The organism is Flavobacterium sp. CLA17, from assembly GCF_013112255.2.
Lineage (GTDB): Bacteria > Bacteroidota > Bacteroidia > Flavobacteriales > Flavobacteriaceae > Flavobacterium > Flavobacterium circumlabens.
In genome coordinates this window covers 5,042,807-5,057,879 of record NZ_CP068294.1, presented here as the reverse complement: position 1 = coordinate 5,057,879, position 15,073 = coordinate 5,042,807, and the positions used below count along the sequence as shown (strand labels likewise).

Sequence of the window (15,073 nt, the reverse complement as noted above, 5' to 3'; positions counted from 1 at the left end):
TTTTTTTAACACGGCAAATCTTCATTTCATCTTCATTTACTGATTCTATCTTTGGCTTATAAATAATCAAATAATAATAATTTATAAAATTCAAAGTCATGAAAAAATTAGTAATGTTAGCAGTAGCAGTTTTAGGAACAACAGCAATGGTAAACGCTCAGACAACTCCGGCACAAACAACTCCGGTAAAAGAAGCAAAAGCTCCTAAAAAAGAGAAAAAGGCAGAGAAAAAAGCTAAGAAAGCGGAGGTTAAAGCAGAAGCAGCTAAAGCAGAAACAAAAAAATAAAAAGTAATTTTTATTTGGTTTCATAGCTTTTGGTTTGGCTGTTAATAATGAATAAAGATAATTTTGAGCAGAGAGAAAGGCTGGTAAAGAAATTTATCAGCCTTTTGATTTATTTTTGAGTTAAATTTTTGATAATAAAAAGCAATAAAAAATTCATTCTTTGTTACTTTGCTTAAAACTATAACTAATGATCGTTCGTTTTATAATTCTATGTGCTCTTTTCTTATTTATTGAGTTTTATTCTTACCAGGCTTTTCGAACTTTAATCAAATTAAGGTGGGTTTTGGTCAGTTATCAAATTATAAGTGTACTGCTTTTAATTTTTATCATCTATTCTTTTTCGCAGGTTGATCGCTCCGTTGGACAGACGAGGCAGTTTATGTTAACCACTGGCCTGATGCTGATGGTTTATGTGCCTAAAATTGTCCTGACATTAATTATGTTTGGTGAAGATATTTTTAGAGCAGGAACAGGAATAGTGAATTATTTTGTATACAATTCAAGTGGTTCAGAAGCTATTCCGTCAAGGCGAAAATTCATCAGCCAGATTGGTTTAGGATTGGCTGCGGTCCCTTTTCTTTCCTTAATTTACGGAATTTTTGAAGGGAAGTATAATTTTAAAGTAATTAAGCAGACCATCTTTTTTCCGGACCTTCCGGATGCTTTTGATGGTTTTAAAATTACTCAGATTTCGGATGTTCACAGTGGAAGTTTTGATAATCCGGAGAAAATCAATTATGCTATTGACCTGATCAATCAGCAGGAATCAGATATGATTTTGTTTACAGGAGATATTGTAAATACACATGCAAAAGAAATGCATCCCTGGTTAGCGTCTTTCAATAGAATAAAAGACTATAAATACGGAAAATTTTCAGTTTTAGGAAACCATGATTACGGTGAATATGTTACCTGGCCATCGGAAACGCAAAAAGAAGAAAATTTTCAGGACATCAAAAAATTATACGGTCAGATTGGTTTTAATTTATTGCTAAATGAGCATACTTACATCCAAAAAGGCGATGATAAAATTGCATTGATCGGAGTAGAGAACTGGGGGCAGAATTTTAAAAAAGCCGGAGATTTGAATAAAGCATCTCAAAATGTAGCTCAGGATGATTTTAAAGTCTTAATGAGTCATGATCCAAGTCATTGGGAATATGAAATTAAAAACCATCCTAAAAACTTTCATCTGACGTTGTCCGGACATACACACGGAATGCAGTTTGGTATTGAAATACCGGGCTATTTTAAATGGAGTATTGCCCAATATATTTACAAACAATGGGCTGGACTATATGAAGAGTTTGGCCGATATGTATATGTGAACCGTGGTTTTGGTTTTCATGCCTATCCGGGAAGGGTTGGTATTATGCCGGAGATAACGGTCATTGAACTAAAAAAAGGGAAGAATGTGGCTTAATTCGTTAAAAATGCTACATTTGTATTAAACTATCTCTTTTTAATAGATTAAAAGAATTAAATTTTTGGTTTTATGTCAAAATTTGGAGAACTTATAAATGCTCAGGTTCCGGTGTTAATTGATTTTTATACTGATTGGAACGAATCATCTGTGTCAATGCATCCTGTTATAAAGGATGTGGCTGCTGCACTTGGCGATAAGGCCAAAGTCATTAAAATTGATGTAGATAAAAACCAGGAACTTGCTGAAGCCTTGCGTATAAAGGGACTTCCTACCTTAATGATTTACAAAGAAGGACAAATGATCTGGAGACAGTCAGGAGAACTCGATGCCAATACAATAATCGGAATTGTTCAGGATCAATTTAACTTATAATAAAAGATTCCGGATATTATTTTAGTGAATAATATCAAAAGCAAATCCATTTTCTTTTAGGAAATGCAGTGTTTTAGGTAAGGCAAATTTTAAATTTTGTGATGCTTTTACACTGTCATGAAAAACAATAACACTTCCTGATTTTACATTTTTAGTAACGTTTTCAAGACATTTTTCAGGGGTAATACTCTGATCGAAATCAGCACTTAAAACATCCCACATTACTATTTTGTAGCCTAAATTTCTTAAAATCTTAGATTGCTCTTTTTTTATCTTCCCGTAAGGAGGACGAAATATCAGCGGATTTAAGTTTTTTTCTTCATTCAGGACGGTAGCGCAATTTTTTACATTTTCAATATAATCGTTGGTTTTACTTTTCCATCCGTTAATATGGTTCATGGTATGATTTCCGATAGAATGCCCTTCGGTAATCAGTTTTTCAAATAAGGAAGAATTCGCTTTTATGTTTTTTCCGATACAAAAAAAGGTAGCTTTTGCATCAAATTTTTTCAATTCAGATAAAACCCAGTCCGTAATTTCGGGCGTTGGGCCATCATCAAAAGTGAGGTATATTTTCTTTTCATTGTTCGGAATATCCCAACAATATTTAGAAAATACCCTTTTAATGAATGTGTTAGTTTTTACCCAATAGAAGCTCATTTTTCAAAAATGATTTAGTGATATGTAAAAATAAAAAATGTAGCGCTATTTATCTAACAGCGCTACATTTTTTTAATTGCAAAGTTTTTCGTATTTTATTCCTTTTCTCTTCCAAAGCGTTCGAAAACATTTACATAAGTATTAAAAGTTACTTTATGTTTTTCATAGAACGCGTTGTCGTTGTTGTCTTTCATTACTTCCAATAAGCTTCTGTAACGCTCAATTTCAGTAATAATATCAAGGGCTAAGTCAGTTTGGTCAGAAGCGCTTAAGGTTGCGTAATAATTTAGTTCTTCTTTGTATTTCTGAACCAGTTTATTCAGCAGATCCTGTGCTTTTGCTTTTTCTCCCACCTTATAGTATCCTCCGGCAAAAGGTTCCACTAATGAATAATATCCGAACTTGTCCAGAGGCATTTTTGTCATGGCCAAATTGATAACGTTTTTAGCTTTGTCAATTTTTCCTTCTTCAATAAGCTGATTCATTAAACGAGACAGATTAGTGCGGTACGTTATACTGTTTCTTCTTGTTTCCGGATCGTGATAGATTTTAGTGCTTTCACTGTTGCCCCAGTCCCATTTCATTACAATATTGTACATTTTATCGGCATCAATTTGCCCCATGTCCATTGGTCCGCCGTCTTTTGATGGTGTGTTTTTGACAGGAACTAATTTGTAAACCATTCCATCCAATTGTAAATAGTCTTTCAGCCATAAATAATCTTCGTCATCAAAAGCACCTCCGCTAAAGTAGATCGGTCTCTTCCAGTTATTGTTTGCCAGTATGTCTAACATCATTAAGCGGTTTTTGTATAACGCGCTTCCTTTAATGTTAATGTCCATATAAGGAACGATAGAGTCATTGTATTTAGGATTGACCACTTTGTTTTTAATAATTAAAGCTTTGTCAACGGTAATCCTGATTTTATTAGTTGGATAAAAATGAATGGTTTGTCCATTTTGTAGACCTACAGTTGATTTTGGATTTTTAATAAAACTGATAAAGTCATTAATGTTCCAGCGCGTTTCTATTTTTGGAATGTGAGCCACATAATCCAGTTTATCACCCACATATTCGGCATGTGTAAATGATATAGGCAGTGGTTCAGATTCGTACGATTTGGCTTTCATCTGATCAATGTACCAGTCGGTCATAAAAAGGCTCGTATTTACGATTTTTACATCTGTTCGCACCCCTTCGATTTCCTGGGCGTACCACAACGGGAACGTATCATTGTCTCCAATGGTAAATAATATAGCATCCTTATCACATGAAGTTAAATACGCTTTTGCCATTGCTACAGCAGTATATTTACCGGATCTGTCATGATCGTCCCAGTTCTGAGAAGCCATTAAAACAGGAGCAGCCAGTAAACTTGCGGCTATAATAATCGGACCGGCAAGCTTAGGTGCGATATATTTCTGAATACTTTCATATAAAGAATATACGCCAAATCCTATCCAGATCGCAAATACATAAAAGGAGCCTACAAGGGCATAATCTCTTTCACGAGGCTCGAAAGGCCTTTCGTTCAGGTAAATTTTCAGGGCAATTCCGGTGAATAGAAATAAGGCTAAAAGAACATAAAAACTTTTAAGGTCTTTATTAGCGTGATACATAAGTCCGATCAGTCCTAAAATAAAAGGTAAGAAGAAATAAACGTTTCTTCCTTTGTTATTTAGTACATCCGAAGGTAAATTGTCCTGAGAGCCTAGGTGTAGGGAGTCCAATTGTTTGATTCCACTAATCCAGTTTCCGTCTAGATTATCGTATTTCCCCTGAATGTCGTTTTGACGTCCGACAAAGTTCCACATCAGGTATCTCCAGTACATATATCCAAATTGGTATTCGAACATAAAACTAAAGTTGTCTACTGCAGATGGTTTTTCAATAATTAAATAATCACCATAACTTTTCAGGAATTTGGTGTAACCTTCGTTGTCAATTTGTTTTTGAGCATACGCTTTTCTGAATTCAGAAACTGTTTTTTCTACTTCATTGCGCAATTGGGCAGTAGCTTTATTGTATTCGTCTTCGCTTAACTGACTGGCGTCGATTCCGTATTTCGCCAAATCATCTTCGTAAGGATAATTTGGATTTATTTTGAAACTCGGAGGATTTGTAAAACTGATATAGTTCTGAATGTGACTTGTTTCAGTACTCCACATTCTTGGCAGAATGGTTTTTTGATTGTCATCTGTATTTTGTTCCGCGTTTTTATAATTGTTGGTAATAATGTATTTACCGGTTTTATAATCTCTTTCGTAGTTTGGATTTTTGTCCAAATAAGGTGTTTTAGCATCCAGACCAGCAAAAACTTCGGTATACTGAGGCCCGTAAAACAATGGATTTACTCCATATTGTTCACGGTTATAATACGCTAAAACCTCTGTAGCATCCGATGGTTTGTTTTCATTAATTACCGTATTGGCATTAGCACGTACCGGCAGCATCATCCAGGTGGAGAAACCTATTAAAATAAATAAGACACAAAGAATGATAGTGTTGTAGAAAACAAGCCCTTTTTGTCTGGTGTATTTTAATCCGAAATAAAAGAAAGCGATAAACAGTAAAAGCACAAAAATGGTTCCTGAATTAAAAGGTAATCCCATGCTGTTTACCATGAAAATTTCCGTTTTTCCAAAGAAAGCCATTGTTAAGGGTAAAAGTAATTTGAAGATAAACAACAAAACACCGATAACGACAACATTGGCTATTAGAAAGTTTTTGATCGTAACTTTTTCGTAGTGTTTAAAATAGTATAAAAATCCTATTGAAGGAATTGTAAGCAAAGCCATGAAGTGAACTCCAAACGAAAGACCGATAACAAGTGAAATCACCAATAACCATTTGTTTCCTGTTGGTTTGTCCATGTCTTGTTCCCAACGAAGTCCAAGCCAGAAAAGTAAGGCAATTAATAAAGAAGCCATTGCGTAAACTTCGGCTTCGACGGCATTAAACCAGAAACTGTCTGAAAAAGTAAAGGCCAAAGCGCCGACAAAAGAACTTCCTAAGATGACAATTGAATTATTTTGATCGATTTCAGCAAAACGAGCTATAATTTTTTTCAAAATCATAGAAGAAGACCAAAACAGAAACAGAATCGTAAAGGCACTTGAGAAAACAGACATCATATTTACCATTACGGCTACATGCTGATTGTCTATGGCAAACATGGCAAAGAAAGCGCCCATCATTTGAAATAAAGGAGCTCCGGGCGGGTGACCAACTTCCAATTTGGCCGCTGTAGCAATATATTCGCCACAATCCCAAAAGCTCATTGTAGGTTCAACAGTTAGTGTATAAGTAATTAAAGCGATTGCAAATGCAAACCAACCAATAATTGTATTCCATTTATTGAAATTGAATTGTGCCATATTTAGATGTTAAAATTTTGTTTGTTTTCTATCCTACAAAGAAAATGTTTTTTTGCGTAAAGAATAGGGCATTAACAAAAAATTCTGCAAAAGTATTTGGTAAGAGTAATATATTGTTTGTGAAATACTTGCGTGAAGATTGCGGATTTTTAAGGAGATAAAATGAAAAAAAATGATTTTTTTTCATCAAAAAGTTTGTGCAAACTAAAAAAAGCTTTAAATTTGCACTCGCTTAACAGCACTGCTGGTCTATGGTGTAATGGTAACACAACTGTTTTTGGTGCAGTCTTTCAAGGTTCGAGTCCTTGTAGACCAACATAAAAGCCTCTCAATAGAGAGGCTTTTTTTATGCGCTAAAAAATTTGCGCAAACTAAAAAAAAGATTTAAGTTTGCACTCGCTTAACAGCATTGCTGGTCTATGGTGTAATGGTAACACAACTGTTTTTGGTGCAGTCTTTCAAGGTTCGAGTCCTTGTAGACCAACATAAAAGCCTCTCAATTGAGAGGCTTTTTTTATGGAATAAAGTTTTTTAAATAAATTCCAATTTTTAAAATTCCAATTTCTGGATATTCTTCATGAAATTTAATGCGTTTTATTTCAATTTTAGGTGTTTTTAAGAGGTGGTGTTATCTGTGTAATGTTTTTTAATTTACACAGTTTGGAATTTTAAAATTTGGAATTTGATAAAGAAGACGGAACCACCCCGAATTTCTTTTTAAATGAAAATGAAAAATGTGATAAGTCTTCAAAACCAACATTAATATAAACCTCAGAAGGTGCTTTTCCTTTTTCCTTAATAAGATAATACGCTTCCTGAAGTCTCTTGTCCAGAAGCCAGTGTCCGGGTGTTTCCTGAAAGACTTTCTGAAAATCCCTTTTAAAAGTCGCTAAACTTCTTCCGGTGAGATACGCAAAACGATTTAAGTGTACATTAAAATGAAAGTTTCTGTTCATGAAAGCTTCCAGGTCAATTTTCCCGGGTTCGTTGAAGTCAAATAAAATATCTTTAAGTTCGGGGTTTACTTTGAGTAGAAGATGAACCGCTTCTTTGATTTTTAAATTAAATAAAACTTCATTGTTTTCCTGTTCAACTTCCAGATAAGACAGGAGCGAAGTCATAAAAGATTGGTAAAGCGGATGTGGATTTAAGGAAATTATTGCAGCTTCCTGAGGTTTCTTTTCAATTTTAAATTGATATTCCTTGTAGATTTCACGCAGAATTTCCTGATCCAGAAACAACGATATGACTTTAAATTCAGCTCCTTCCGGCGGAATTTTCACAAACTTGGCCAAATGATTTCTTTTACTGATCCTAAAATCACCTGGTTTGGAGTGATAGGATTTTTTTCCGTCAGCAGCAATCATTTCGCCTGATATCTGATAGCTGAATACATGCTCGGGTATAAAATGTTCTCCTTCACGACTACGCGCATAATAACAGGAGTATAAAATTTTGGGTTTTGTATTTGCTTTGATGGATGACATACCGTAAAGTTACTAAAAAGACACAGAGAATTTAGGTTGTAAAATTTTCTGTGTCTAAAATTATTATTTTCTAATCAATGTTCTGGGTTCCAAATAAGCTTCTAAGCCTAAAATTCCGAATTCCCTGCCAATTCCGGATTGTTTGAATCCGCCAAAAGGAGCCATCGGATCGTGGCTGAGTATATTAACCTGAACACGTCCTGCATTTATTTGTGAAGCAACGCTGTACGCTCTGTCTTCATTTTCAGAGCTTACATAAGCTTGTAATCCGTAAGTCGTATCGTTGGCGATTTCGATGGCTTCTTCTTCTGTTTTATAAGTGATAATAGATAAAACCGGTCCAAAAATTTCTTCCTTTGCAATTCTCATCTGATTATTTACATGTATAAAAACGGTTGGTTTTACAAAGTTGCCGCTTTCTAATCCTTCAGGTTTTCCTAATCCGCCAATCAGTATTTCAGCGCCTTCATCAATCCCGATCTGGATGTAATTTTGTACGCGTTCGTATTGCTTTTTACTAACCATCGGGCCGACGGCAGTAGTTTCGTTTTTCGGATCTCCAACAATTGTTTTTGATACCACAGCTTTCACTAATTTTTTTACCTCTTCTAATTTATTTTCAGGTACTAATAAACGCGTTCCTGCAATACAAGCCTGCCCGTTGTTCATAAAAGCCGCAGCGATTGCCATCGGAATTGCTTTTGATAAATCGGCATCGTCAAGAATAATATTCGGTGATTTTCCGCCTAGTTCCAATGTAATGCGTTTCATGGTGTTAACCGCTTCTTTGGCAATCAATTTTCCCACAACAGTAGAGCCGGTAAATGAAATTTTTGCAATATCCGGATTACGGCTAATCTCTGCACCAACAACTTCGCCAAGTCCGTTCACTATATTAAACACACCTTTTGGTAATCCGGCTTCGTGAAAGCATTCCAGGATCAATTGGGTTTGCTGGGCGCTCATTTCACTTGGTTTAATTACTGCTGTACAGCCCGCAGCAATTGCAGTTGCTAATTTTCCGCAAATAAAACCGTTGCTCGAGTTCCACGGGATAATAATCCCTACGACGCCAACAGGAGCCATTTGAACTTCAGATTCACCCATTGTTTTGTTGAAAGAATAAGTGTTTAGAAGTTTGATTGCCGAAGTAAAACTATTTAGCATGTACTGGTAGCTGATTGTGGCAAATTGAAAAGTCCCACCGTATTCTTCAATTGTAATATCAATAAACTCCTGTTTCCTTTTTTCGATGGAAGCCTGCAGATTTTGTAAATACGTAATTCTTTCTGCTGTAGTAGTTTTAGAGAACGTTTTGAAGGCTTTTTTTGCTGCGTCTATTGCTGCAAAGGTATCTTCATTGTTTCCTAGAACTACTTCACCTAGTTTTTTATTGGTAGTGGGGCTAATAAGATCAAAACGACCTTTTCCTTTTGGTGTTACAAACTCTCCGTTGATGTAAATCTTGTCAATTGTTCTCATGTTGTTTTTTATTATGATTTTATTTGACAAAGGTCGGCAGGAATGTAAGAGTCGGCTTTGTTGAAAAGCTCAATGTAACTTTGTTTAAAAGCTCATGTTTTGATTGGGGAGGTAATAAAAAAAAGCCCCTCAGATGAGAAGCTTTGGGATAGTAAATAGGAGATTTTGTTTAGATTTTAAAAGTAATCACCGGTTTTATAGCGTGATTAACCAAGCCTTCGCTGATGCTTCCGTTAAAAAAATGAGCAAATCCGGTTCTTCCGTGTGTGCACATTCCGATAATGTCCGCATTTATGGAATTGGAGAAGTTTATAATTCCCTTTTCGATATTTGTGTCATTGTAAATATGAGTAGAATAGTTGGTCAGATTGAATTCCGCAACAAATTCATTCATGGCTTTTTCGCTCGTATGGGTAGGTTTGAAACTATTGGGTGTGCAAATAGTAACTAAATGTATTTTTGAGTCGAAGAATTTAGTGAAGTTTAGAAATTTTTCGAATGGTTTTTTGGTTTCATACGAAAAATCTGACGCAAAAACAATATTTTCCGGATTGAAATTAGAAATGTCTTTTTTGACTACTAAAACCGGAATTTCTGAATTTCGAACTACTTTTTCAGTAGTCGATCCTATCAGTAATTCCTCGACACCCGAAGAGCCGTGTGACCCCATTACGATTAAATCTATTTCGTAATCTTTGCTTACTTGTGCGATGCCGTGTATCGGTTTGTCCATTTTTACGATTTCAGTCACGGGAACTCCGTCCAGATAAGGTCTGGCGGAAACTTCGTCAAGCATTTCGTTGGCTTTTTTCATGAATAACATGGTTTCCGGAATGCTTGCACCCCCGGTAATAGCGTCGTTCATTTGATGCGGTAGTTCGAGCATGTGTAAAATCACGATTTCAGAACCGTTTTTTTTGGCAATTTGAGCAGCAACTTTTAAGGCGTCTTCAGCGTGTTCTGAAAAGTCAGTAGGTAGTAGAATTCGTTTCATAATTTTAGGGATTAAGTAATGTGAATTTCCTTTGTTTTAATGCTTACATAAAGATAAGAAATATTTTCTTCGCCATCTATTTATTTTGATTTATAAAAAAAACACTATATTTGCACCGTTATTTATTAAAATCTAAATAATGAGGGGACTAAGTGTCCCCTCTTTTTATAAAATTATGACATTTAAAGAAAAAGTAAACACATTAATTACAGAAGCTCTTCTGGAAAAGCCATCAGTCTTTTTGATTGATTTGTCTATTTCGGATTCTTTTAAAATTAGTGTAGGTTTAGACGGAGATAATGGAGTGGCGCTGCAGGATTGTATCGATATTAGTCGTGCAATCGAGAATAATCTGGATCGTGAAGAGCAGGATTTTTCGCTTGAAGTAGCATCGGTTGGAGTAGGATCTCCTTTGAAATTGACCAGACAATACATTAAAAATATTGGTAGAACGTTGATTGTTACTACAAATACTGAAAAAATTGAAGCAGAATTAGTGGAAGCTAACGATGTTTTTATAATTTTGTCTTGGAAAGCAAGAGAACCGAAAAAAGTAGGAAAAGGAAAAGAAACAGTTCAAAAAGAGCAACAAATACCTTATACAGAAATTAAAGAGGCAATTGTTACAGTAACATTTTAATTAAAGAATTCGCATGGAAAATTTAGCATTAATCGATTCATTCTCAGAGTTTAAAGATAATAAACTTATTGATCGTGTAACGCTTATGGCAATTTTAGAGGATGTGTTTAGAAATGCATTGAAGAAAAAATACGGTTCTGATGATAACTTCGATATTATTATAAATCCTGATAAAGGAGATATGGAAATCTGGAGAAGAAGAGTAATCGTTGCTGATGAAGATCTGGATTTTGAAAACGAAGAGATTACCCTGACTGAAGCCAGAATGATTGAAGCGGATTTTGAAATTGGTGAAGAAGTTTCCGAAGAAGTTAAATTGATAGATTTAGGAAGAAGAGCTATTTTGGCCTTGCGTCAAAACTTAATTTCTAAAATTCATGAACACGATAATACGAATCTTTATAAGCAATTTAAAGATATTATTGGCGATATTTACACCGCAGAAGTACATCACGTACGTCCAAGAGTTGTTATTTTAGTTGATGATGAAGGAAATGAGATTGTGCTTCCAAAGGAAAAACAAATTCCATCTGACTTTTTCCGTAAAGGAGATAATGTTCGTGGAATCATTGAAAGCGTTGAATTAAAAGGAAATAAACCTCAGATTATTATGTCCAGAACTTCTGAAAAGTTCCTGGAGAAATTATTTGAACAAGAAATTCCTGAAGTATTTGATGGTTTAATTACAGTTAAAAATGTAGTTCGTATTCCAGGTGAAAAAGCGAAAGTAGCGGTAGATTCTTATGATGACAGAATTGATCCTGTTGGAGCTTGTGTTGGTATGAAAGGATCCCGTATTCACGGAATTGTTCGTGAGTTAGGAAACGAAAATATCGATGTAATCAACTATACAAGTAATATTCAATTGTTTATTACCAGAGCATTAAGCCCTGCAAAAGTTTCTTCTATCAAAATTGATGAGGAAAATAAAAGAGCTGAAGTTTTCCTTAAATTAGAAGAGGTTTCTAAAGCTATTGGTAGAGGTGGTCATAATATAAAATTAGCGGGTCAGCTGACAGGTTACGAATTAGATGTTATTCGTGAAGGAGATGTTGCTGGCGCAACTGCAGATGAAGACGATGTTGAATTAACAGAGTTCTCAGATGAAATCGAAGACTGGGTAATAGAAGAATTTGCTAAAATAGGGTTAGATACTGCAAAAAGTATTTTAAAACAAGAAGTAGAAGACTTAGTAAGAAGAACAGATTTAGAAGAGGAAACTATTCTTGATGTGATGAAAATACTAAAAGAAGAGTTTGATAGTTAGTTATCTGCTCTAACAACACAACGAAAAAGGTAATAATAAAAAGGTTATATGTCTGAAGAGAGAGTAATAAGAATAAACAAGGTTTTAAGGGAATTAAATATTTCGTTAGAAAGAGCTGTTGATTATCTAAAAGATAAGGGAATTGCTATTGACGCAAATCCGAATGCAAAAATTTCTGATAGCGAATTTAATATCCTACAAAGCCAATTTGCGGGCGATAAGGGGAATAAGGAAGCTTCTAAAGAGGTAGGAGAAGAGAAAAGAAAAGAGAAAGAAGCATTACGTGTAGAACGTGAGAAAGAAATTGAGGACAAACGCAGACAAGACGAAGAGCGCCAAAAACAACAAGAAGTTATAAAAGCGAAAGCTGTTGTTACAGGGCCTGTTCAGGTTGGTAAAATAGATTTAAATCCAAAGAAACCCGAGAAGCCTGCGGCTGTTGCTACTCCTGTAGAGGAGCCAGTGAAAGCTGAAGAACCTAAGGTTGTTGCTGCTACTCCAGCTCAAGAGGAAAAACCTGTTCAAAAAGAAGTAGTACAGCCTGAGCCAGTAGCTCCTGTAGTTACCGAGAACAAAGTTGAAAAACCTATTATTACAGAGAAAAAAGAAGTAAAAGCTGAAACTCCAAAAGTAGCTCAGGAACCGGTTGTATCAACTGATCCTGCAACTGCAGAAGAGACGATCACTACTCAATATCAAAAGTTATCAGGAACGACACTTACAGGTCAGACAATTGATTTATCTCAATTTAACAAACCTAAGAAAAAGAAAGAAGATCCTAAGATAACACCAAATAAACCGGGAGCTCCGGGTGCAGGAAATAACGCTAACAAAAATAAGCGTAAAAGAATTGCTCCTAAACCAGGAACGCCGGGGGCGCCAAAACCAGCTACAGGTAATGCGCCGGGAACACCAAATCCTAATAAAATTACACCAAATACCGGTGGTGGAGGCTTTAATGCTAACAGAAGTGCAAGACCTGGTTTTGTAAAAGGAAACCGTCCTGCTATTGTTGCTAAAGTTGAGCCTACTGAAGAGGAAGTAAAAAACCAAATTAGAGAGACTCTTGAAAAACTTCAGGGTAAAGGTGGAAAATCAAAAGCGGCTAAGTACAGAAGAGATAAAAGAGATACACACCGTCAGAAATCTGATGAGGAGCAAAGAGCGATTGATGAAGGAAGTAAAACTATTAAAGTTACGGAATTCGTTACTGTTGGTGAAATTGCAATCATGATGGATGTGCCGATTACTAAAGTAATTGGAACTTGTATGTCTCTTGGTATCATGGTAACCATGAACCAGCGTTTAGATGCTGAAACCTTAACGATTGTAGCGGATGAATTTGGTTACGAAGTTGAGTTCATAACAGTTGATATCGAAGAAGCTATTGAGGTAGTTGCCGACAGAGAAGAAGATTTAGTAGTTAGAGCACCAATTGTTACTGTAATGGGTCACGTCGATCACGGTAAAACATCTTTACTGGATTATATCCGTAAAGAAAATGTTATAGCTGGTGAGTCCGGAGGTATTACACAGCACATTGGAGCATACGGGGTAACTTTAGATAATGGTCAGAAAATCGCATTCTTAGATACACCAGGTCACGAGGCGTTTACCGCGATGCGTGCACGTGGAGCTCAGGTTACCGATATTGCTATTATTGTTGTTGCTGCGGATGATGATATCATGCCACAAACAAAAGAAGCCATTTCTCACGCACAAGCTGCAGGAGTGCCAATTATATTTGCAATCAATAAAATTGATAAACCAAATGCTAATGTTGAGAAAATCAAAGAGCGTTTGGCTGGTATGAATTTACTTGTTGAAGACTGGGGTGGAAAAATTCAGTCACACGATATTTCTGCAAAAGTGGGAACAGGAGTAAAAGAATTATTAGAAAAAGTTTTATTAGAAGCTGAAATTTTAGATTTAAAATCTAATCCAAACAAAGCGGCTCAGGGAACAGTTGTTGAGGCGTTTTTGGATAAAGGAAAAGGATATGTGTCAACAATTTTAGTTCAACACGGAACTTTAAAAGTTGGGGATTATATGTTAGCAGGTAAACATCATGGTAAAATTAAAGCCATGCATGATGAAAGAGGGCATATCGTTATAGAAGCCGGTCCTTCAACTCCTGTATCGGTTTTAGGTTTAGACGGAGCTGCTACTGCAGGGGATAAGTTCAATGTATTTGAAGATGAGAAAGAAGCAAAACAAATTGCATCTAAACGTTCTCAATTAATGCGTGAACAATCTGTACGTACACAAAGACATATTACGCTGGACGAGATTGGTCGTCGTATCGCTCTTGGACAGTTTAAAGAATTGAACGTGATCCTTAAAGGAGACGTTGATGGATCTGTTGAAGCATTATCAGATTCGTTCTCTAAACTTTCTACAGAAGAAATTCAAATTAATATTATCCATAAAGGTGTTGGAGCAATTACCGAAACTGACGTTATGTTGGCTTCTGCTTCTGATGCGATCATTATCGGATTTAACGTTCGTCCTGCCGGAAATGCAAGACAACTGGCAGATAAAGAAGAAATCGATATTCGTTACTATTCTATTATCTACGCTGCTATCGATGACCTAAAAGATGCGATGGAAGGAATGTTGGCTCCGGAGATGAAAGAAGAAATTTTAGGAACCGCTGAAATTCGTGAGATTTTCAAAATTTCTAAAGTGGGTTCTATTGCAGGATGTATGGTGATGGATGGTAAAATTATGAGAACTTCTAAAATTAGAGTTATCAGAGAAGGAGTAGTAGTGCATACAGGAGAACTTGTGGCATTGAAACGTTTCAAAGATGACGTGAGAGAAGTTGCTAAAGGTTACGATTGTGGTATTCAGATTAAAGGTTACAATGATATCGAAGAAAGAGATGTTATTGAAGCCTACCATGAAGTGGCTATCAAAAAGAAATTGAAATAAAATTCAATAATTATATTTTAAAGTCCCAGCTTTTGTTGGGACTTTTTTTTGTTCTTATATTTTTGTGCCAGATCATTATTTTCAAATGCAGGAATATTTTTATTTATTTCAAATTTTAATATTATTTTTGATTAAAATTATTTGACT

At 35.5% G+C, this 15,073-nt stretch carries 11 protein-coding genes and 2 tRNA genes; 8 read left to right on the top strand and 5 right to left on the bottom strand.

What is annotated here, in order from left to right; all coding sequences use genetic code 11:
• Positions 1-98 precede the first annotated feature (98 nt).
• From HAV12_RS20835 to HAV12_RS20825, 3 genes are all read left to right on the top strand, one after another.
• Positions 99-287: a hypothetical protein gene (locus HAV12_RS20835; protein ID WP_132031690.1), complete on the top strand. Its 189-nt coding sequence runs from the start codon at positions 99-101 to the stop codon at positions 285-287.
• Positions 288-474: 187 nt separating this feature from the next.
• Positions 475-1,710 (top strand): metallophosphoesterase, encoded by a 1,236-nt coding sequence (locus HAV12_RS20830; protein ID WP_171571296.1) that lies wholly within the window; start codon positions 475-477, stop codon positions 1,708-1,710.
• A gap of 72 nt (positions 1,711-1,782) precedes the next feature.
• A complete protein-coding gene (locus HAV12_RS20825; protein WP_132031686.1) occupies positions 1,783-2,085 on the top strand; it encodes a co-chaperone YbbN in 303 nt (100 codons plus the stop codon).
• 21 nt (positions 2,086-2,106) lie between these two features.
• Here the strand turns inward: HAV12_RS20825 and HAV12_RS20820 are convergent, their stop codons facing one another.
• Both HAV12_RS20820 and HAV12_RS20815 read right to left on the bottom strand, forming a co-directional pair.
• Complete coding sequence (locus tag HAV12_RS20820; RefSeq protein ID WP_132031684.1) at positions 2,107-2,745, bottom strand: polysaccharide deacetylase family protein; 639 nt, start codon at positions 2,743-2,745, stop codon at positions 2,107-2,109.
• Positions 2,746-2,840: 95 nt separating this feature from the next.
• Positions 2,841-6,122 (bottom strand): DUF2723 domain-containing protein, encoded by a 3,282-nt coding sequence (locus HAV12_RS20815; RefSeq protein ID WP_171571295.1) that lies wholly within the window; start codon positions 6,120-6,122, stop codon positions 2,841-2,843.
• Between the two features lie 245 nt (positions 6,123-6,367).
• Here HAV12_RS20815 and HAV12_RS20810 point away from each other — a divergent pair.
• Positions 6,368-6,438, top strand: a tRNA-Gln gene (locus HAV12_RS20810).
• Positions 6,439-6,535: 97 nt separating this feature from the next.
• Positions 6,536-6,606 (top strand) — tRNA-Gln (locus tag HAV12_RS20805).
• Positions 6,607-6,790: 184 nt separating this feature from the next.
• Here HAV12_RS20805 and HAV12_RS20800 read toward each other — a convergent pair.
• The 3 genes from HAV12_RS20800 to HAV12_RS20790 all read right to left on the bottom strand — a co-directional run bounded on the left by HAV12_RS20800 (position 6,791) and on the right by HAV12_RS20790 (position 10,085).
• Positions 6,791-7,609 (bottom strand): AraC family transcriptional regulator, encoded by an 819-nt coding sequence (locus HAV12_RS20800; protein ID WP_171571294.1) that lies wholly within the window; start codon positions 7,607-7,609, stop codon positions 6,791-6,793.
• A 63-nt stretch (positions 7,610-7,672) separates the two neighbouring features.
• Positions 7,673-9,091 (bottom strand): aldehyde dehydrogenase family protein, encoded by a 1,419-nt coding sequence (locus HAV12_RS20795; RefSeq protein ID WP_171571293.1) that lies wholly within the window; start codon positions 9,089-9,091, stop codon positions 7,673-7,675.
• Positions 9,092-9,260: 169 nt separating this feature from the next.
• Positions 9,261-10,085 carry a universal stress protein gene (locus HAV12_RS20790; RefSeq protein WP_171571292.1) on the bottom strand — a complete coding sequence of 275 codons (825 nt, stop codon included), beginning with the start codon at positions 10,083-10,085 and terminating at the stop codon, positions 9,261-9,263.
• Between the two features lie 175 nt (positions 10,086-10,260).
• Between HAV12_RS20790 and rimP the strand changes: the two genes are divergently transcribed.
• The 3 genes from rimP to infB are packed head-to-tail and all read left to right on the top strand — an operon-like array spanning position 10,261 to position 14,926.
• Positions 10,261-10,725 carry a ribosome assembly cofactor RimP gene (gene rimP / locus HAV12_RS20785; RefSeq protein ID WP_171571291.1) on the top strand — a complete coding sequence of 155 codons (465 nt, stop codon included), beginning with the start codon at positions 10,261-10,263 and terminating at the stop codon, positions 10,723-10,725.
• Between the two features lie 13 nt (positions 10,726-10,738).
• The gene (gene nusA / locus HAV12_RS20780; protein WP_127337718.1) at positions 10,739-11,992 is read left to right on the top strand and encodes a transcription termination factor NusA; all 1,254 of its coding nucleotides are present in this window, start codon (positions 10,739-10,741) and stop codon (positions 11,990-11,992) included.
• 48 nt (positions 11,993-12,040) lie between these two features.
• On the top strand, positions 12,041-14,926 hold the full coding sequence (gene infB / locus HAV12_RS20775) for a translation initiation factor IF-2 (RefSeq protein ID WP_171571290.1): 2,886 nt from the start codon (positions 12,041-12,043) through the stop codon (positions 14,924-14,926).
• The last annotated feature ends 147 nt before the right edge of the window (positions 14,927-15,073 follow it).

Bases quoted from the DNA above. Each gene is read 5' to 3' on its own strand.
- HAV12_RS20835 (WP_132031690.1), top strand. From the start codon at position 99: ATGAAAAAATTAGTAATGTTAGCAGTAGCAGTTTTAGGAACAACAGCA.
- HAV12_RS20830 (WP_171571296.1), top strand. From the start codon at position 475: ATGATCGTTCGTTTTATAATTCTATGTGCTCTTTTCTTATTTATTGAG.
- HAV12_RS20825 (WP_132031686.1), top strand. From the start codon at position 1,783: ATGTCAAAATTTGGAGAACTTATAAATGCTCAGGTTCCGGTGTTAATT.
- HAV12_RS20820 (WP_132031684.1), bottom strand. From the start codon at position 2,745: ATGAGCTTCTATTGGGTAAAAACTAACACATTCATTAAAAGGGTATTT.
- HAV12_RS20815 (WP_171571295.1), bottom strand. From the start codon at position 6,122: ATGGCACAATTCAATTTCAATAAATGGAATACAATTATTGGTTGGTTT.
- HAV12_RS20800 (WP_171571294.1), bottom strand. From the start codon at position 7,609: ATGTCATCCATCAAAGCAAATACAAAACCCAAAATTTTATACTCCTGT.
- HAV12_RS20795 (WP_171571293.1), bottom strand. From the start codon at position 9,091: ATGAGAACAATTGACAAGATTTACATCAACGGAGAGTTTGTAACACCA.
- HAV12_RS20790 (WP_171571292.1), bottom strand. From the start codon at position 10,085: ATGAAACGAATTCTACTACCTACTGACTTTTCAGAACACGCTGAAGAC.
- rimP (WP_171571291.1), top strand. From the start codon at position 10,261: ATGACATTTAAAGAAAAAGTAAACACATTAATTACAGAAGCTCTTCTG.
- nusA (WP_127337718.1), top strand. From the start codon at position 10,739: ATGGAAAATTTAGCATTAATCGATTCATTCTCAGAGTTTAAAGATAAT.
- infB (WP_171571290.1), top strand. From the start codon at position 12,041: ATGTCTGAAGAGAGAGTAATAAGAATAAACAAGGTTTTAAGGGAATTA.